The sequence below is a fragment of the Nonomuraea sp. WAC 01424 genome (genome assembly GCF_003947315.1).
In the GTDB taxonomy this organism is placed as follows: Bacteria; Actinomycetota; Actinomycetes; order Streptosporangiales; family Streptosporangiaceae; genus Nonomuraea; species Nonomuraea spiralis.
Window position 1 is genome coordinate 449,456 of the sequence record NZ_QHHZ01000002.1, and the last position, 19,339, is coordinate 468,794.

Annotated in this window: 10 protein-coding genes; 7 read left to right on the top strand and 3 right to left on the bottom strand. The window is 71.0% G+C overall.

Annotated features, from left to right (window positions below; translation table 11 throughout):
* Nucleotides 1–154: 154 nt before the first annotated feature.
* A complete protein-coding gene (locus tag DMB42_RS07490) occupies nucleotides 155–1,243 on the top strand; it encodes a helix-turn-helix domain-containing protein (RefSeq protein ID WP_185844502.1) in 1,089 nt (362 codons plus the stop codon).
* On the opposite strand, the gene DMB42_RS07495 is transcribed toward DMB42_RS07490, so the two are convergent.
* A complete protein-coding gene (locus DMB42_RS07495; RefSeq protein ID WP_125631956.1) occupies nucleotides 1,219–1,737 on the bottom strand; it encodes a hypothetical protein in 519 nt (172 codons plus the stop codon). The two genes, DMB42_RS07490 and DMB42_RS07495, sit on opposite strands and share 25 nt — an antisense overlap.
* 46 nt (nucleotides 1,738–1,783) lie before the next feature.
* Here DMB42_RS07495 and DMB42_RS07500 point away from each other — a divergent pair, with 46 nt between their 5' ends.
* The 6 genes from DMB42_RS07500 (at nucleotide 1,784) to DMB42_RS07525 (ending at nucleotide 17,454) form a co-directional block, all read left to right on the top strand.
* Nucleotides 1,784–2,653, top strand: coding sequence for an SseB family protein (locus DMB42_RS07500; RefSeq protein WP_125631958.1), 870 nt, complete (start codon nucleotides 1,784–1,786; stop codon nucleotides 2,651–2,653).
* The gene (locus tag DMB42_RS07505; RefSeq protein WP_125631960.1) at nucleotides 2,650–3,042 is read left to right on the top strand and encodes a hypothetical protein; all 393 of its coding nucleotides are present in this window, start codon (nucleotides 2,650–2,652) and stop codon (nucleotides 3,040–3,042) included. The genes DMB42_RS07500 and DMB42_RS07505 overlap by 4 nt, the downstream gene beginning before the upstream one ends.
* A gap of 97 nt (nucleotides 3,043–3,139) precedes the next feature.
* Entirely contained in the window at nucleotides 3,140–3,526 is a 387-nt protein-coding gene (locus DMB42_RS07510; RefSeq protein ID WP_260477547.1) for a YbaB/EbfC family nucleoid-associated protein, read from the top strand.
* Entirely contained in the window at nucleotides 3,523–3,867 is a 345-nt protein-coding gene (locus DMB42_RS07515) for a hypothetical protein (RefSeq protein WP_125631962.1), read from the top strand. Before DMB42_RS07510 ends, DMB42_RS07515 begins: the two co-directional genes overlap by 4 nt.
* Entirely contained in the window at nucleotides 3,864–17,126 is a 13,263-nt protein-coding gene (locus DMB42_RS07520) for a toxin glutamine deamidase domain-containing protein (protein ID WP_125631964.1), read from the top strand. The genes DMB42_RS07515 and DMB42_RS07520 overlap by 4 nt, the downstream gene beginning before the upstream one ends.
* Nucleotides 17,127–17,139: 13 nt before the next feature.
* On the top strand, nucleotides 17,140–17,454 hold the full coding sequence (locus tag DMB42_RS07525; protein WP_185844503.1) for a YrhB domain-containing protein: 315 nt from the start codon (nucleotides 17,140–17,142) through the stop codon (nucleotides 17,452–17,454).
* Nucleotides 17,455–17,551: 97 nt separating this feature from the next.
* On the opposite strand, the gene DMB42_RS07530 is transcribed toward DMB42_RS07525, so the two are convergent.
* Both DMB42_RS07530 and DMB42_RS07535 read right to left on the bottom strand, forming a co-directional pair.
* Nucleotides 17,552–18,811: a hypothetical protein gene (locus DMB42_RS07530; protein WP_125631968.1), complete on the bottom strand. Its 1,260-nt coding sequence runs from the start codon at nucleotides 18,809–18,811 to the stop codon at nucleotides 17,552–17,554.
* A 2-nt stretch (nucleotides 18,812–18,813) separates the two neighbouring features.
* Nucleotides 18,814–19,233 carry a hypothetical protein gene (locus DMB42_RS07535; RefSeq protein ID WP_125631970.1) on the bottom strand — a complete coding sequence of 140 codons (420 nt, stop codon included), beginning with the start codon at nucleotides 19,231–19,233 and terminating at the stop codon, nucleotides 18,814–18,816.
* Between the last annotated feature and the right edge of the window lie 106 nt (nucleotides 19,234–19,339).

Genomic DNA, 19,339 nt, shown 5'->3' on the forward strand with positions numbered 1-19,339 from the left:
TCTCGCCCTTCGTCGTTCCCTCATCCCCAAGAGGAACCACGTGCGGAAACTGTTGCACGCCGGGGAACAGCCCGAGGTCGCCGGTACGGACTTTCCCGTACGTTCACTTTGAACGGTCTTGCGGTGAAGGCCCGGGGTGTGGATTCTTTGGACGATGACCGACGGCGTAGACGCGGAGTGCGATCACTCGTACCGGAGTTCCTGGATCCACCGCACGGTCAGGCCGAGCCCGGTGGTCACCGTCTCCACCGACCCGATCCCGCGCAAGGACCGCCTGGAGTGGTGGGCCCACCTGGCCGCGCACGAGATCGCGCCCACGTCGTTGTCCAGCGACCACGCCGACGACTTCTACGGCCAGGTGCACTCCGTCGACCTGTCGCGCGTGCGCTTGGGCGAGTTCACGATGTCACCGCTGAAGGGCTGGCGTACCCCCGCCCACATCAGCCGGCACGACCCCGAGGGCTACGAGCTCTTCCTGGTCCACGACACGCCGATCCGGCTCCAGCAGCGGCGCAACGACTCCTGGTTGCAGGCCGGCGACATATCGCTGTTCGACACGTCCTTCCCCTACGCCACCGAATTCCTCGACATCGGCAGCCTGACCCGGTTGACGCTCCTGTTCCTGCCGCGCGACGCGGTGCCCCTGCCTCGCGGCCAGGTGGAACGATTACTCGCCACCAGGCTCCCGGCCCGTACCGGGTCGGGGGCGATGCTGGCCCGCTATCTCATCGGCCTGCGTGAACACGCGGCCGAATGCCACCCCACCGAGCTCCCCCGGCTCGGCACCATCGCCCTGGACCTGGTCACCGCCTTCCTCGCCGGCCGCCTCGACGCCGAGCAGGCCGTGCCGTCCGACAGCCGGCACCGGATGCTGGCCGCGCAGATCGACGCCTTCATCACCCAGCATCTCGGCGACCCGGAGCTGACGCCGTCGAACATCGCCGCGCACCACCACATCTCCGTACGCACCCTGCACGTGCTGTTCGAACAGCGGCCGGAGACCGTCAGCGCCGCGATCCGCCGGCGCCGGCTCGAACGTTGCCAAACCGACCTGGCCGACCCGCGGCTCAAGGACCGCCCGATCGGCGAGATCGGCGTCCGCTGGGGATTCCGGAACGGCGCCGAGTTCAGCCGCGCGTTCCGCACCACCTACGGCATCAGCCCGCGGGACCACCGCCGCCAGGCGCTCAGCGCGCACCAGCTCTCCCCGCCGCCGGGTCAGCCTCCGGCGAGGTCCCGGTAGGTGTCCCTGACGACCAGCAGGCGATCGCGGCGGAAGCGCGGGGGCTCGGCGGCGCGCACCTCCCGGCCGCGTACGGACCAGAACGCCTCCGCGGGGACGTCGTCCTGCCCCTCGGGGATGAACTTGAGCACTTCCTCCATCGCCGAACGCGCCATGGACAACGCCCGGCGAGCGTCCTCCGGGTCGTCGGGGACGTTGCCGGCCGTGAGGTCGGCCAGCCACATCCACTCTCCGGCGTCGAGCAGCTGGGACGGCTCCGGCCCCCCGAACGTCGGCCAGCCGACGGGCATGACCTCGCGCGCGGGCAGCGTGAACAGGTACTCCCGCTCCGCGCCGCAGCCCTCGCAGTCGCCTTCGTAGCACTTGACCAGCGCGCCCTCGACGCTGACCACGCCGCTGGCCCACTCGGTCTCCACTGAGCCGCACTCGCACGGGTTGAGGTCGAGGTACACGAGAGCCTCGTCGCGGGTGCGGGCTACCGGCCGATCCGTCACACGCGCAACCTACAGGGAAGCCGAGTGCACCTACTAGGGTGTCGCCATGCAGGCACCGACCGCGTTCGAGGAGCGGCTCCAGGAGGCGCACGCCCGGGAGGACCTGACCACCTGTCTCGCGTTGTTGCGGTACGCGGACTTCGCCTGCCCGGTGACCGACGCCGCCGCCAGGGGCGACGAGCCGGTCGCCTGGGCGACGTTCCCCGGGGCGGATCGGGTGTGGGTGGCGGTCTACACCTCGGCGGAGGCGATGCGGGAGGCGACGGGCGACGCCGTACGGCACTTCCGGATCCTGTCGCTGGTCGAGCTCGCGGCCGGCTGGCCCGATCCCCGCTGGGGCCTGGCGGTCAACGCGGGGCTGGAGCCGTCGTTCCTGCTCGAACCGGGCACGGTCGCGAGGCTGGCGGTGCCCACGCTGGAACAGGACCTGGCGGCCGAGCCGGACAGCGGACTCCCGATCGTGCAGAAGGTGCTCGAAGTGGCGCAGATCCAGGAGCTGCTGGGCGGCGGGCCGCCGCGGGTCTCCGGCTACTGCCATCACGCCCTCGACGTCGCGCACATCGCGACGCCGTCCGTGCTCGCCGACGCGTTGCTCCAGGAGGACGCGCTGACCTCGGAGGGCGCGGTCAACCTGTTGCGCTGGCCGGCGATCGGGCCGCAGCTCTACCGCACGCCGTACGGCGGGGTGGACGAGGCGGGCCGGACGGCGGTGGCGGGCTGGGTGATCGAGGAGCCGCCGTTCGCCGGCATGGGGCTGGTGCCGAACGCGGTCGAGACCATCAGGGAGTACAAGATCGACGGCATCGGCCTGCCGCACGGCGCCGAGATCGTGGAGCTGGCGGCCGACGGCGAGGAGCGGGTCCAGGCGAGGTACGACGCCGACCACGGCCGCTGGCTCATGGTGGAGCAGTCATGAACCCGGAGTCCTACCGCGCCCGCTGGGCGGGGACCGACCACGAGGCGGCGGCGGACCTCGTCGACGGCCGGCTCTTCATGCGCCTGTACGCCTCGGCCCCCGCCGACGGCTTCGCGGAGGTGGCGCCCGGCCGGTTCGTACGCACGGTTCCCGCGGCCGACTGCTCGGCGGTCTGGCACGTGACGACCGTCTGCGAGTGGCGTGGCGCCCCGTTCCTGGTGCACGCGGCACGGGAGACGGAGCTGCTCATCGAGTACACCGGCGGGAACGCGCTGAACGCGGCGGACCTCGGTCTGGAACGGATCGAGCGCGGCGTGTACCGCATCTGGGCGAAACGGGACGAGGTGTCGGCACTCAGCGAGAAGGTTGTGCTGATTGCTGGCATCTGATGAACAACGTGACTCTTGATCTCTTTCAGGCCGGATGATGTTGTTGTTATCCTCACCCCAGTTAGGGGGTGGGGCCTTGACCGAAGACGCTGACATAGTGGGACTCCAGGCCTACGCCGACGAGTTACGCGAGACGTTCATGCGCATGCAGCGCGAGGCGACCGATCTCAACGCCCGCGCTCAGGCGATCCAGGTCACCGAGAAGTCCGCCGACGGGCTCGTCTCGGCCACGGTCAGCGTCCGTGGCGAGCTGATCAGGCTGGACCTCGACCCTCGCCTGTACCGCCGCCCCGACGCCCGGGGGCTGGCCGACGCGATCACCGACACCATACGGCGGGCCACCGCCAAGGCCCTGAACGAACTGGTCGAACTCTTCGAACCGGTGGTGCCGCCCGAGCGGTTACGGGCTCATCTGGAGGGCGATCTGGAGACCGTGCTCGACCAGCTTTCCGGCCCGGTGCCGAGAGAGAGACGCCGTCGATGAGCGCCGACGACCGGGCGGACGTGCACATCCGCGAACCGATCAGCAACAGCCTGAACCAGTGGGACGCCATGGCGACCGACCTGGCCGCCGCCTGGCCGGCCATCGCCGCGCGGATCCGGGCGCTGAACGCCGCCAGCCCCCAGGGCGGCGGAGCGGACGGCGTGTCCTTCAGTTCGAGTTACCTGGCCGGCGGCGGACCCGAGAGGTTCCTGCGCGACACCGAAGAGCTGGTCAAGGAGATCTCCGGTTCCGGGCCGCTGCTGCGGGCGACGGTCTCCAACACGCTCACCACTGAACAGGCGATCGACCTGGGGCTGACGAACGCGTACCGCCGGGCATGATGGCGGGCAAAGGCGACGTCGACGCCAGCGAGGCGCACAAGGCGGCCGGCGGTACGGGCGCGTTCGACGGCGGGATCGCGACCAAGGACGTGGAGCCCGTCTGGCGGACCGAGGCGCTGCCCGGCTGGGTGGTCCACCACCTGATCCCGTTGCTCACGGCGGGCCAGAGCTGGCCCGAGGGCAGCGAGAGCAAGCTCTGGGAGTTACGCGTCGAGTACGTCAAGCTGATGAACCTGCTCATCGGCACGCTCGACCCGACCTCCACCACCGTCCAGACCCTGAACGGCAGCCTCCAGTCGCCCGCCAAACCGGCCATCTTCAAGCGGCTCGCCAAGCTCTACGACAACAAGGTCGGCGTGGTCGCGAAGGCGCAGGAGTCCTTCTCCTACGCGAAGATGGTCGACAACTTCGCCCGCGAGACCCAGTACACCAAGCTCTCGATCAACGTCGCGTTCTGGATCGCGGTGATCGCCGCGTTCACCGCCCTGATCGCCGCGGGCTTCTTCCCGCTGGCCAGCCTCATGCTGCGCAGCGTGGGCGCCGCGGGCGGGTCGAGGATCGCCCTGATCATGGAACGGCTGGCGCTGGTGGCCGCCAGGTCGGGCCCGGTCGCCGCGAGCGGCCAGATCTCCAAGCTCGCCGGAGCAGGCGCGGGCCGCTTCTTCAACGCGGCGCTGGCGGCCGAGCTGTTCGAGGAGATCTCCGAAGAGCTCGTCATCGACCTCACCACCCAGTACCAGCAGATCAAGATGGGCACCCGCGACTCGCTGGACTGGAAGAAGGTCAAGGCGGCGGCGATCGGCGCGGGCGCCGGCGCGGTCGCGGGCACCAAGCTCGGCGATCCGATGTCGCGCTTCGCCAACAACCTACCTGGCATCTCGCGGCTGAACCGGATCGCGGGCGACAACCGCGGCGTCGGCAACGCGTTCCTGCGGTTCCCCGGGCGTGCGCTGAACACCGGCCTGAACAACATGGTCGCCTCGCCCGCCGGCAGCATCGTCGCCAACTACGCCGTCTACGACCAGTTCGCGCTGCCGGGCGCGGAAGGCTTCTACGGCGGCTTCCTCGGCGGCGCAGGGCGTACGAACACCCTCAGCCCGACCAACCTGGAGGTCCTGCACGCGGCCGTCACCCCCGTGACCTCGTTGAGCGGCGTGTTCGCCGAGGCGATGGCGGCCCAGCGGAACGCGTCCACCATCACGACGGCTCCCGGCCTCGGGGACCTCTCCTCCGTCCCCGGCCCTCAGGCCGGTTCGCCCGACGCCGGCGGGAGCCCGGTGTTGCCGCAGGGCGACCTCCCCGGCGGGGGCAGGCGGGACCGTACGAGCACGGTCACCGAACCGGCGGCGCCCCAGCAGACCGCGCCGAAGGCGAGCCGAGCCGTACAGACGCCGGACGCCACCCCGGACACGCCGCAGGCCCCCCGCCCCCAGCACACCAACGACACCAAACCCCGCCAGGACACCCCCACCCCTCAAGTTCAATCCCAACCGCAGGCCCAGCCGCAGGACCAGCCGCAGGACCAGCAGGACCAGCAGGACCGATCGCAGGACCCGCGCCAAGACGCGCGACCGGCGTCCCAGCCGGCCGCGCAGGACGCCGCCCCCGCCGCCGATCAGCAGCCCGCGCCCACCACGGACCAGGCGCCCGCCGAAACGCCGCACACCTCCCGCGACTCGGACACCACCGCCTCCCAGACGCCGGCCACCGCCCCGGACGCGGCCACCACCCCTGATGCGGCCCCCGCTCCGGACACGACCACCACCCCGGACGCGACGCCCGCTCCCGACACGGCCGGGGCCCCGGCCGAGAACACCACCCCGGACAGCACCGCAACCCCGGACAGCACCGGCACCCCGGAGACCGCGCGGACCGGGGACCCGCAGAACGTCGGGGAGCCCCGTACCGCCGACCCCGCTCCGGCCCCGCAGGACACCGGCGCCCTCACCACGGCCGAGACGGCGGCCGCCCCCGGCCCCGCCCCGCAGACCCAGGCTGACCCCACCCCTGTCCCCGCACCCGCCCAGCAGCCCGCCACCTCCGGCCCCGCCCTGGTCACCAGGCTGATCGGCGCCGTTCGCCGTACCAGGGACGCCTATGCCCTCGTGAGCGGGCGGCCCATCAAGGACTCCAGGTTCGTCGCGAACGGCCGCGACCGCGGCGTGCCGGTGCTCACGGTGGCGGAGGCCAGGGCGGCGTTCGAGGTCGAGGTCCGCGCGTCCGACCTCGGATCGGAGATCACCGGCCTGCGCTGGACCGCCCCCGGCACGCTGGTGGTCGAGGTCGCGGGCCTCCCCGACCAGACGTTCACCTTCGAGGTGGGCCGCGTCTCCCGGCGCAGGCTCGGCCGTACCGTGTTGTACGCGAACGGCGTCAACGAGGTACGGCTGACCCCGCGCGTGGCCCCCGACCAGGTGGCCAGGCTGATGCTGCACGAGATCGCCGACACCCTGCACGCCAGGAAAGAGCCTCGCCAGGGCCTGCTGCGCCGCCTGATCACCCAGCCGAACGAGCGCGACGAGTGCCTGACCGCCCGCCACCGCGAGCTGGAGTTCCTGAACCGCCGGATCGACCTGACGAGCGGCGCCGAACGATCCGTCCTGGAGGAGGAGCGGGAGGCCGTACGCAGGATCCTGGAGGCCCACGGCGAGCTGGAAGAGGCCGGGGCGCGACCGGCGCCGGCCGGTCAGTCGACGAACGACCTGATCGGCCTGCTGACCCACCACGACCAGGCCGTCGCCCAGCTCGTACAGGATCTCGACCAGGCGCTGGCGCGGCAGATCGACCGGCTCCTGCGCGCGGAGTCCGACCTCCGGCTCCTGGCGATGACGGTGACCGACATGGGCACCTCCCCGCTGCTGACGGCGGTGTCCCAGGCGAGGGCCGCGTACGAGAGCGCCCAGTCGCTCGTGCACACCGCGGGCGCTCCCGGCAGGAGGGGCACCGAGTTCGCCAGGGCGCTGCACGCGGCCCACCAGCTCCGCCTGCGGTACGAGGAGCAGGTCGACCCGGCCGTCCTCGTTCCCGCGCTGTCCCAGGCCACCGAACCGGACGTGCTCGGCGCCCACATCGCCGCGCTGCGGGCGGCCGCCGCCGAGCTCATCAGCCCGGCGCGACGTTCACCGGGCACGGCGGCGGAACGCCAGAGCGCGGCCGACTCGGCCGTACGGGCCGCCGAGACGTACCAGTTGCTCCTCGACGAGACGGTTCGGGCGCGGCGCATCCTGATCACCCCGCCGCACGTGCTCGCCTCGCAGCTGTTCCGCCTGGGCGCCACCCATGAGGGGTACTACCGTCAGCTCACGACGCCGGACCGCCTGGCGAACAGGCGCGACGCCCAGGTCATCGACGACATGCTCGGCGACCTCCTCCAGAGTGTGTCGGACCGGCGGGCCACCGCCACGGCGCTGCGTACCACCATCGAGAGGTTCGACGGGGTCGTCAGGGCGCAGCGCGCGGCGGTACGCGCCTACAACGAGGCGGCGAGCGCGCCGTACGTGCTCGCGGCGGAGGCGCTGGCCCGGCAGGACCTGGAGGGCGCACGGAGGTGGCAGGCCACCGCGGCGCAGCTCGCCCGGCTCGGCGCGCTGCACGAGACGGCCGAACGCCTGGCGGTCGCCGCCCGCGACGTCCACGAGGTGCTCGCCGAACTGCTGAAGAACGTGGTCTCGGGAGAGCCGGTCGACCACGCCATGCTGAACGCCGTCGCGCGAGCGGCCGCCGCGGACATGAAGGCGTACCAGGATGCGGTCGCCGCGCTGCCGCCGGCGACACCGCCCGCCCTCTCGGTGCCCGAGCCCCCGCCCACCGCGCTGTCGCAGCTGAGGGCGGAGGTCGAGGCGGAGGAGAGGAGGCTGGAGGCCGCCTGGGCGCACAACCTCGAACTCAACAGCCGTCACCGGCACCATGCCGAAGAGTCCTGGGACAAGGCTCGGGAGGCCTGGAATCACGCTTTCCTGCACGGTCTGAACCAGGACGACGGCGCTCCCGAGCGCGCGCGTCAGCAGGTGCTGGCCGCCGAGCAGGCGGAGTCCGCCGCCAGGTACCACGCCCGGGCAGCCGAGCGGTACGCGGCCGCCGCGATCGCCGCGAACCAGGCACTCGAGGCCGCCGACGCGACAATGACCGCCCTGAACAGGGTGAACAGGCCGGACAAGCCCAGAACGCTCCAGGTCGAAGTCGCCCTCCAGGAGATGCGGAGCCGATCGGACGCCTACGACTCGGCACACCGGGAGGCACTGCCGCCGCCGCACGCCCTGCTCGCCGCCGCCGCCGCCGGCCCGATCGCCAACCTGGCCCCGCTGACCGAACTGGTCAACAAGCTGCTCACCGACCAGGGCCTTTCCACACGCTTCTCCCAGGAAGAGCTGAGGCGGGCGATCCGCCAGGCCTTCCAGACCGCGGTCGCGCCGGACGGCCTGCTGCTGCGCCTGAACGGGACCGAAGGCGCGGAACTGCGGATCCGGTTGACGCTCGACGACCTCATGGAGGTGGTGAAGCCGGCCGCCTCCCACTCCGAGACCATGCTCGGGCAGCTGCCGCAGGGCGGCGGCAGGGCGTCCGCCACCGGCCGCCGCTCCAAGGGGTTCACCTTCGACCGGGACATCGTGGACCTGGGCCGGCGGTGGATGCGGAGCACGTCCTCGGAGACCCTCCACTTCATCGCCGACCACGGTGTCATGAGGGTCAAGTGGGGCAGGGGTGGCGCTCACTCCGTCTCCACCGCGGCTCAGGACAACTGGCTGGGCGGCAACGTCGAGGACAACCGCGGCTCGGCCACCATGTTCACCGCCAAGGCGAGCTGGAACGTGGAACTGCGCACCGCGTCCGGCACCTCGGTGACCGCCTCGCTGCCCGCCGGGGAGACCACGCGTCAGAGCCTGTGGCTCTCGCACGCCTATCTCCTCGACCCCAGTGACAAGCCCCTCCAGCTTCCCGAGGCCGACCGGCGGCGCTCCCCCTTCCCCGAGCACGTCGTCGTCAGCATGACCGGCCTGCTCGATCTGGCCGAGCGGGTGACCGGACGGCTGACGAAGGCCATGCGCAGCTCCGTCGCCCGCAACCAGGTCGTCACGGCGATCACCGAGGACCTGCCCAGCAACCTCGGCGTGGCCGTCAACGATCCGGCGGGGCTGCGCCGGCCCATCATCGTGAACGGCCGGATCCGTGGCGTGATGACGATACGCACGACCGTGCTCCCCGGGGACACACGTGTCGGCGGCCCCAGCACCAAGCATCACCAGGAACGGCTGCGCGTCGGATCCTCCCAGGCGGGCCAGGGCCACTCCGACAGCCACGACACGGACCTCGGACTGACCGCGGGGTTGACCACGAAGACGGCCGACCAGACCGATCAGGACTACCCTGCATGGGAATCCACCCTCCGCGGCGGTGTGAGCAGAGCGGCATCCGCGTCCACCGGCGTGACCGGCGTGGCCATCCATCCGAGCGTGCAGCGATGGGCGGGTGAGACCCAGGGCTACCTGCTGAACATGGTGCACACGGTGACGATCCAGATGGGCCGTAACGACCCGATCACCCTCGTCTCCGACCCGAGCACCGGACTGTTCCGCATCCCCGAACCGGACGCCTACCGCTACGGCCTGCCGGTCGACCCGGCAGCGGAGATCGGGCGCGACGCGGACGGCAACGTCGTGCTCAGAGGCGATCCCGTCAAGGTCGATCCGCCCGGCAGAGTCGGCGCACTGCCCACCTGGTACGGGACGGGCGAGAACCAGACGCGCGGCGCGGGCCCGGCGCTGGTTCAGCAGATCACCGGCATGGACTCGATCCGGGAACAGGTCGAGGAGTATCTGCGCCGCGAAGGCGTGTTGCCGAAGCTCAAGAACGGCGTCCCCCACTACGCCATCGACCCTTCGGTCAGGGCGAGCCAGATGGCCAACGAGCAACTGGTCGCCGAGCAGTTCTCCGCCGAACGCCTGGAGACCGGCTACGACCAGGCAGCCCAGGCGGGCCTGATCGTCAACCTGGTCCACCACAACCCCCTCGGCCCGGCCGAGCACTACACCCTGCGGATCAGCCTGAGACAGGACTTCGACAACGCCGTCTACGAGGGGGTGACCGGCGCCGAGCCGGTGGTGAACCTGGACATCGGCTCCGACACCTACACCTCGTCCCGGAACATGACCGGGTCGTGGGGAGCGGGGTTGGGAAGCGGCCTCTCCCTGAAGGACGACCCCGGCCTCGATCTCGGGGGATCCAGCCTCTCCGTCGGCGGCGGCCGGAACCACCAGGTGGAGCTCACGACGGGCAGCACCGTCAACCAGGTGAAACTCCTGGAGGGCACCGGGCAGAGCGCGGTCTTCCGCATCCCGCACGTCGTCCAGGTCGAGCGACTGACCGGGGCGAACCTCGGACGGACCGTGGCGGAGGGACGGGCCGGGGACGCGCGGATCGTGCTCCCCTCCGATCTGCTCCCGCTCGCGCTGTCGTCCGACGGGCACCCGCGGCCGCCGGGGCCGCGGCACCCCACCTCGACGTCGGTGCTCCGGCGAGCCACCGTCGCCCACCTCGACCTCGGCGACATCGACGTCGGCGACATCGCGACGACCGTCGCGGACCTGCTCGACGGTTCGCTCGACCGCGGCTCGCCCGCGTTCCAGCACCTCGCGGCGTTCTTCAACGTACGCAGCCTGGTCAGCCACCCCGAGGTGTTCACCTCCGGTCACCGGACCGGGGTGGATGCCCAGACGGCGATGGGGACGGCGCGGCACCAGCCGGTCCGCCTCCGCCTGACGCAGGGCCAGTCGCGGTTCCTGTCCGCCACCGACATCCTGGTCGGCGACATCAACCTCACCCTCAGCTCCCAGAGCAGCACCACCCGGGTCTCCACCCCATGGGACGCCGGGGGCTCCGTGGGAGTGCCGGCGCCCGGTGAGCGGGAGGGCGAGGGGAGCGGCACCGCCTCGGGGGGGCGTACGACCTCGAACGAGCGGAAGATCATCTCCGGCCCCGAGCGACTGACCATCGACACGGGCAGGCACTACTCCTTCGTGATGGACGTCGCCACGGAAGTGACCGTGGGTTCCGGCATCGGCGCGAAGACGATCACGCGGAACGACGGCACCGCCGTCTACCTGCTCGCCGAACGCGACGCGCTCGACCTGTACGCGAACGGAGAGGTGGAGCTGCCGCTGCACCAGCTCGCCGACGCGGCCGAACGGTTGATGAACGGCGACCTGAAGCTCGGCCGCCGGGTGGCGGTCAGGTTCATCACCCGGTACCTCGAGGACCTGGCCAGCGCGAGGACCGCCCATCCGTCGGGTGTCCCGGGCCTGACCACCTTGCCCGGCGTCCCGCTCAGCTGGGGGCACGACACCGGCAGGGCCCTCGCCGCGCTCCTCGAACTGTTCTCCTCCGAGACGCTGGCCGAGATGATGCCGCCGGGGGTTCCGCCGGGCCGTCCCGGCGAGCTGCCTGCCGAGACCATCGACCGCATGCTGAGCCGGCCGGAGTTCCAGGACCACGTCAAGGCGCAACTGGAGGCGGCCGCCCGGCGGCTGGAGAACGGCGAGGTGGCCGCCGTGCTCGCGCCGACGTACCAGGACGCCATCGGCATGAGCACCGTCAAGGGGGTCAGCCTCCACCCGGAAGACCGGCCGCGCGCCGAGGTCGAGCTGCTGGACGAGATCACGGAGGCGGTCGAGGCGGTGGCTCCGGGCGCGCTCGCCCAGGACACCGACCTGTGGCGCGCGTTGTCGGCCGACTTCTCCGGCGACACCTGGCTGGGCAAGATCGACACTCTGCTCGACCCGGACTCCCCGCCCGCCGAGTACACCGTCAGGGGCGACGGGGTCACGGACACCCTTGAGGTCACCGTACGGGCCGTGCTGAGCGATGACGTCCAGTATCGGGGCGAGGTCTCCGACGTGGGGCAGATCCTCCAGCTCTACACCATGCACGAGGAGAACGTCTCCGAGTCCTCGGCGCTGACCGGCACCTTCGGCGGCAAGGACACGGAAGGCGGCACGGAGTCGGGTTCCACGGGCACCGACCGCGGACGCGGTGCCTCGGCCGCGAGCAACCTGCAGGAGACCCGGGTGCAGCGGGCGGCGTCGTTCGAGGGGACCAGGGCGGAGGTGCGCCAGGGCATCCGGCTCGTGGTCGACGTACGGCGGGTGAGGTCCTCGTCGCCTGTGGAGGACGCGTCGCTGGTGGCGGAGGCTTCCCGGCGCGTCTCGGGAACCATCGACCGGCTCATCCCGCCCGGCATGGTCGCGCGCGCGGGCACCGCTCCGCAGCCCGCCGTGGCCGATCCGCGGCCCTTCCCCGTGCCCGAGAACTTCATGGTCGAGAGCACGCGGGTGAAGGACCTCGCCAAGGCCGTCGAACGGCACCTGAAGGCGACGATGGGCCTCGACCTCTCCCGCCGGGAGTCCCGTACGCTCGCCCGGATCCTGACCGGCAACAACCGGAACACCAACTTCGAGCTCATGACGGCCGAGGACGGGCTCATGGTGCTCGAAGTGCCGCTGGCGCACGGCAGGGTGGCCCGCGTGCACGTCGGAGCGGTGTTGTCCGAGCCCGTGACGATCGCCCAGGGTCACAAGGACTACGAGATCGGGCAGGTCGACCGCAGGCAGTGGGGCACGTCCGCGAGCTCGAACCGTACCCGGTGGCTCCCGGCCGGGATCACCGTCGGGAGCAGCGACATGCGGAGCTGGCTCCCGTTCGACCTCAAGTTCGGCATGGGCGGCAGCTACCGCAGCCAGGGCGGCGACGGCGCGTCGGTCGGCGGCGGCAACCGCAGGGAGACCAGCGTCTTCGAGAAGGCCGACAGCAGCTCGGTCAGGTTCCGGGTCGACTACACCGTGCGCGTCGAGGTCTCGCCGGCCCCGAAGTCCGGGCAGAGGCCGCCGCAGGGGGCCGTCCGCGTCGCCACGGGCCACGCCGATGTGATCGTCTTCGACGAGGTCATGCGGGAGCTGGCCGAACAGGCCGAGAACCCGCCGCCGGTTGTCGGCCACGAGGCTCCCGGGCCGGCCACCGCTGCTGCCGCCGCCCTGCCGGGGCCGGTCGGCTCGGGGACCGGGCGGCCCGTTCGTTCGTACGGGGAGCTCAGGCAGGCGCAAGTGGACGCCCGCGATCGGAACGAGAACGTCCTGGTCACGCTCCTGCCTCCGTACGGGCCGCCCCTGACCTACGTCGCCACCCCCGACGGCCGCCTGACGGCACAGGCGGACGACGCGGGATTCGGGCGGCGCTTCGCCGGACTGCCGTCCTCCCTGATCGCGATGGCCGAGCAGCACGGGATGGACCTGCTGGCCCTGCACGAGCGCACCATGCCGAGGACGGACACGAACCCCGCCACCTCCATCGACCCCGCCGACCCCGCCGGACGCACTGAGCGGCAGGCGGAGCAGGCCCCCAGCCTCGCCGAGCACCTGAGGAACGAGCTGAGCAGGCGCGGCATCCTGCCGGCCGCGGATCCGGCGGCCTGGCCGGCCGAGAACAAGCCCGACGACGCGGAGAACGGGCCGGGCGGCGCGCCCCGTTCCACCCACGGCTCCCCCCTCCCCGACTCCGGGTTCGTCGCGGACGGCCGGGCCGCTGGGGAAAGCGACCTCACCGTCGACGAGGCCAGGCAGGCGTTCAACAACGAAGTGCTGCTGGAGGACTTCGGCGGCGTCGGCGGCACCTGGCGGGTGCTCTGGAACGACGGCGACACGCTCACACTGGAGTCCGACCTGCTCGGACGGCTGCACTTCCGGTTCCAGGTGGGGCCGGTCCAGGGCGGCTACCTCGGCGAGACCACGGCGACGAACGCCGGCACGCAGGGCGATCCGCACGTGGTGACCCTGGCCCCCCGCGTCGCCTCCGACCAGGTGGCCCGGCTCGTCCTGCACGAGATCAGCGACGTGCTCCAGTTCCGTACGGAGGGCGAGCACACGCACCCGCACGCGCCGGGAGAGGCCACGCGCGACGAGTGCGTCACCGCCCGCCGCAACGAGCTGCGCTTCCTGGAACGCAAGCAGCGCGAGGCCCTGGCGGCGGGCGACACCGCGGCCGCGGACCGGCTGGCCGCCGAGATCGCCGCGGTGGAGGCCGACCTCACCGCGCGCACCGGCCCCTCGCACCCCATCGACGCCCTGATCAACTGGACAGAAGAAACCGACACCCAGGAAGCCTCGGACCCCCGAACCGCCCCGGAGCCGGAGGTTCTGGGCGCCCCGAGTGATCCGGAGCTGGCGGCTCTGGGTGTCCGGGGTGAGCCGGAGCCCCTCGGCGCGAACGTCTCCAAGGTGACGCTGGCCGACGGCTCCCCCGCCCTGCTCCTTGAGGAGTCCACCCCCCAGAGCAGGAACCTGACCCTGCTGATGACGCAGCTGGCCCACCGCCTGGGCCTGGTCGGCCCCGCCAGGGCGGCCGGCGACCGGCACATCCTGATCGACTGGACGCCCACCGCCACCTCCGCCGGCTTCCTCGGCACCCGCGAGGCGGTGCTGACCGGATACCTCGCCGCCCTGGCCGACATCACGCCGCTCGTCACCAGACCGGCCCTCCACGTGCTTCCGACCAGCCGCCCGCTGCTCGACCTGTTCCTGCGCGAGGACGCCTCCGGCCGCCGCAACTGGGCGAGCAACCCGCTGTCCCTCTCGGACCTCGTGGCGCTGGAGACCATGCTGGTGGCCGCACGTGAGGACTTCGCGCGGTCGGGCCTGCAAGCCCAGTTCGACCAGATCATGGAACGCCACCGATCACTCGCCGGCGGCCCCTTCGTCAGCAACGCGGCCGGCCGGGAGAGCGTGCTGGCCGCCGCGCCGGGACAGTACCTGCGTCTCGGCAGGGTGGAGCAGCTCAGAGCCGCCACTGACCAAGGCTCGCCCTCGACACGTGCAGGCACGAAACCCGCGGCCGGGAGCCAGACCATCGATCCTGTTCTGCGCCTGCGTGACAATCTCCGGCAGGGCGTCGTGTCGAAGCGGCGTTCAGGCTCCCTGGGGGACGTCGTCACGTTCGCCGACGGGTCCCAGGGGCTTGAGGTCCCCACCCACCTGGCCGCGCAGGTCCTCGTCCAGGCGCTGGTCAGGCGGGTGATGGGCGTCGCCGGTCCAGCCGTGCACGTCGACGGGGACGGAGTGGTCTGGCGTACGTTCGGCAACGACAGGTTGCGGGTGAGCCTGACCACGGGCATCGCCCGCTCGGTCGAGGCCCCCGGAGCGTACGGACGTACGACCGAGGTGACCTTCGGCGACGGCCGGCGAGCGCTGCGCCACGAGTTTCCGACCCGTGCGCAGGCCGACGAGTTCGAGGCCACGCTGGAGGAGCTCATCGAGGCCCGCGACGACGGTGTGCCCGGCTCCCATCGGGCCGGCCCCACCGTCGTCTACGAAGAGATCACCACCGAGTCTCCCGCCGAGGCGGCGGGCCGCCTGGCCACCCGGGCGCTGTACGCCCTCCTTCGTCATGGCTCGTCGCCGGACCAGGCGACCCTGCGACGGCTGCTCGACGTCAACCCGCTCCTCGCCCGATTCGGGAAGACCGTCGACGGGCGATTCCACGCGGGCGCGCCGGTGTTGTCGGCCCGTGTCGTCGCCGACCTGACCGTCAAGCTGGAAGAGTTACGCGCCGTCTTCGCAGCGCTCGACCTCGACGCCCGGCACGAGTGGCTCCTGAACACGCTGAACAGCCTCACCGGCTCCGACGAGGCCGGGCTGATCCCGTTGGCGTTCTCCGAAGACCTGACCACGCCGGAGTACCGCGTGCCCGCGTGGCAGCCTCCGCTGGAATCGGATTCCCTGCTCGCCGAGCTCCTGCGGAACGACCATCTGGCACAGGCGTACGAGCGTGGGCTGTTCAGCCTGATCGCGCAGGCCCAAGCCGAACTGGCGGGACGGCCCACCGCCGCCGGGCACGTGTTCGCCTGGGTGCCCGGCCAGCTGATCCCTTCGAATGCCGCGCCTGGCGACGGGTTCTTCATGAAGCGCCTTATCGACGGCGTCGACGACGCCGACCTGCTGGCCGAACGTCCCACCGGCGTGCGGGTCACCGTCCTGTCGACCGACTACGTGCCGGTCGGGGATCTGTCGGGCAAACCGCATCATGTCACCCTCAGGACCGACGCCCCGTTCGCCGTGACGGCCGTGCTGCCGACGCCCGACGGCCCGCACTACTTTCTCACCCAGACGTCCGCCCGGCCCCGGACGGGCATTGTGGTCACACCGGCGATCAATCTCAACCAGCATCTTGCGCACGATCTGGCGGCCCACTTCCAGAACACGGTCCACAGGACCCCCGCGGGCGTACGCTTCCACAGCAGTCCGGCCCTTGACGCCGCGCCTTCCACGACGCCGGCCACCGAGGGCGTCTTCGTGGTAGAGGGACGTTACGTGGAGCGGGGCATGATGGTCGGCGACCGGCGCCTGCGGGCCGAGGCGGTCGCGGCGATGCTGCTGATCTTCGCGGATCTGCCGCCGGGCGCGACGATTCTGCTCGCCGGTCCCCATGACGGCACGACGGGCTTCGCGCAGGAGCTCGCTCGATTCACCGACCGGGTGGTGCTGGCCGCAGACGGCCAGAACGCCATCGGGTCACCGGCACGGTTCAAGATCTTCCTCCCCTCCGACACCTCGGGCGTCGTGGCGGCACAACTCCGGGCCTGGCTCCGCTCCGAGCTCCCGAAGATGAACGAGCCCTTGGATCTGCGCACGCCCGGTGGCTGGGCCGGGCGCGAACGTCTTCCACTCGCCGAGCTCCGCCCTCGCAACACGGGCAGGCTCTATGTGCCCAAGTCGTTGACGGAGGAGGAAGAAGGCTGGCTGCGTTCGGGCTACATTATGGTCAGAACGGTCCTTGAGCAGGCCGGCGGACGCGCACTCCGTGCCTCTGAGATCGAGCGCCTGCTGCCGTACATCAACCCCCTGAAGCGCAACCCGAGGGGCATGATCAACTGCGCTGAGGTGGCTCTCGCGGTCGACGACATCCTCGGCGGCCGGCCCGCCGTCGCCGGACTGATCGGTGAGCACGCCGGCACCTGGTATGGCCTCTACACCGGCCGCGCCATACGCGTTCCGTTGCGCATGACCTCCTCACTGGAGGAAGCGGAGAACCTCATCCGGCAGACCCCCGGCTCCCGCGGAATACTGGTGGGTCATCGCGCCAGCGCTCCGGGGCATGCCTGGAACATCGTCAACACCGATGCCGGCCTGCTCTACATAGACGGACAGTCCGGATGGATGAGCGCCGTCAATCGAAATGATCGCGGATACGTGTCCTACGTGCTCTACCAGACGGCCTGACGAAAGAACCACTATGATCGACAGAAGTGCAGCCGAGCGCATCGCCCTCGAGTTCGCGCGCGAGCTCCTCCCCCAGTACGACCCGGAAGAGCTCGTCCTCAACGACGAGGCGGCCATCGAGAAGCCGTACGGATGGCTGCTGGTCTTCACCACGGCCGCGTTCCTGCACACCCGCGACTGGGAGGACGCCCTGCTCGGGGCCGGTCCGCTGCTGGTCCTGCGGGAAGACGGCCAGGTCGTCGTCCTGCCCACGTTCTACTCCGAGGAGGACGCGTTGCGGGCGTACGAGGAAGGACGCCTCGACGAGGGGTTCGAACAGGCCGAATGAGCTGAACGCCGCCAGTACGTTTTCGACGCGAAAGACGCGTCAAGAAGCCGGGCCGGACCCCGGTCGATCGCGGCCGTCGTCCTTCCGAGCGGTCCCGTCAGCCGATTTTGCCGGAGACGGCGTCGCCCGCGTCGTTGCCCCAGACGTCGTCGTCCTCGTGCAGCCAGGTGCTGTTCTCCTTCTCCTCCTCCTCGCCGGCCGCCCCCGCGCCGCCCATCGGCATGAACGGGAGGCCGCTGCCGCTCGCGGACGCGGATCTGGCGTTGAGCGGGAGGGCGCCGACGCCGGTCATGGTGCCGCCGACACCGTTGCCGGTGCCGTTGCCCGCGGGCGGGATGTTCCCGTTCGGGAAGGAGGTGGAGGTGTTCGGGTTCCAGCCGGCCGGGCGCTGGAAGTCCTCCAGGGTGGTCGAGCCGGAGGTGTACATGAGGCCGCCCGTGCCCGGCAGGCCGGCGCCGGTGTCCGGGCCGGTGCCGCCGCCGGGGTACGCGGCGCGGTCGGCGCCGCCGGGATCCCTGCCACCGGGGGTGCCGGTGCCGGGGTAGGTCCCGCCGGGGTCGGTGCCCGTGCCGGAACCGTCCGGGGTGGTCCCGTCCGGGTAGCCGTCCGAGCCGAGGGTGTCGCCAGGCAGGTCGGGTGTGGACGTGTCGTCGGGCGAGGTGTCGTCGACGCCGTCGAAGTCGTCGCCCTGGAAGTCGTCGTCGGGACGGGTGAAGGAATCCGGATCGATGTCGTCGCCCCCGGTGTCGTCAGGCGTCTCCACCGGGGGGCTCGGAGCCGTCGGTTCCTTGAGGTCGGGCACGACCTTGTGGATGCTGAACGGCCACTGCTCGTAGATCTTGTGCAGGTCGTTGTTGAGCAGCCGGAGATGCTGGCCGGCCAGCTCGTCCGAGGAGCCCCACTCGTACCCGGCGTTCATCGTCTTGTACCAGCCGGGGATGCTGTCGTCCCAGGTCTCGTCGTTGTCGCTCCACGCCTCGCCCTTGTTCTCCACGAAATCCTGGTGGGCCAGGAGCCGTGTGCAGAGCGCCTCCAGCGGCCGGCCCACCGCCCGGAACTTCTCCGCCAGCTCGCGGATGGTGGCGTGCAGCGTGCGCAGCGACTGCTGCGACTCCACCGACGAGGGCCCTTCCCAGATCTTGGCCATCGCGGTCGCGCCCGATACCAGGGCCTCGTTCATCGAGGTGAGCCGATCGGCGGCCGACAGGTAGGACGCCGCCACCCGCTGGAGGGACGGCACGTCGATCTCGGTGATCACTCTCTTGATGCCCGCCACGCTCCGGCCGTCGTCGTCGACGGCGAAGGACGCGCCCCCGCTGGGGCGGATCGTGTGGTCACCGGACACGTCCACGGCCATCTCTAGCCCCCGTTCGCGGCGTCGGCGCGCTTGTAGTTGCCCGCGCCCGCGTCGATGAGCGCGAACGCGATCCTGAGCTTCTCGTTGACCTGCTCGTAGACCGTGGTCAACTCCTTGTGGCCCTGCACGAGCGCCGCGCCGAAGCTCTTGCCGCCGTCCCAGCGCTTCACCTGCGCAAGGTGATGGGCGAACACCTGCAACGATCCGCCCTGTGCCTCCACGTCGGGCTGGGAGCCCTGACCGGGCGTCGTGGCGGTGGTTGGCCGGGCGTTCGGATCGCTGCCGTACAGTTCGGGGAATTTCGCCCAAAGGGCGTTGGCTACTTTTACCAGCTCCGCCGGAGCGTACTCGACACCGTCCCTGTCGGCGACCAGACCCGGCCAGCTCTGCTCCAAATGCCAACCATTGTCGGTTGGTGCCATGACAGCCTCCCGCATGCGGTTGATCAAGAAGCCTACTAGGCGGCCATGCCGTATAAAAGCGTGATATCCATCATCATTAAGTTTCTTTCGCAACCTGCGTTACATT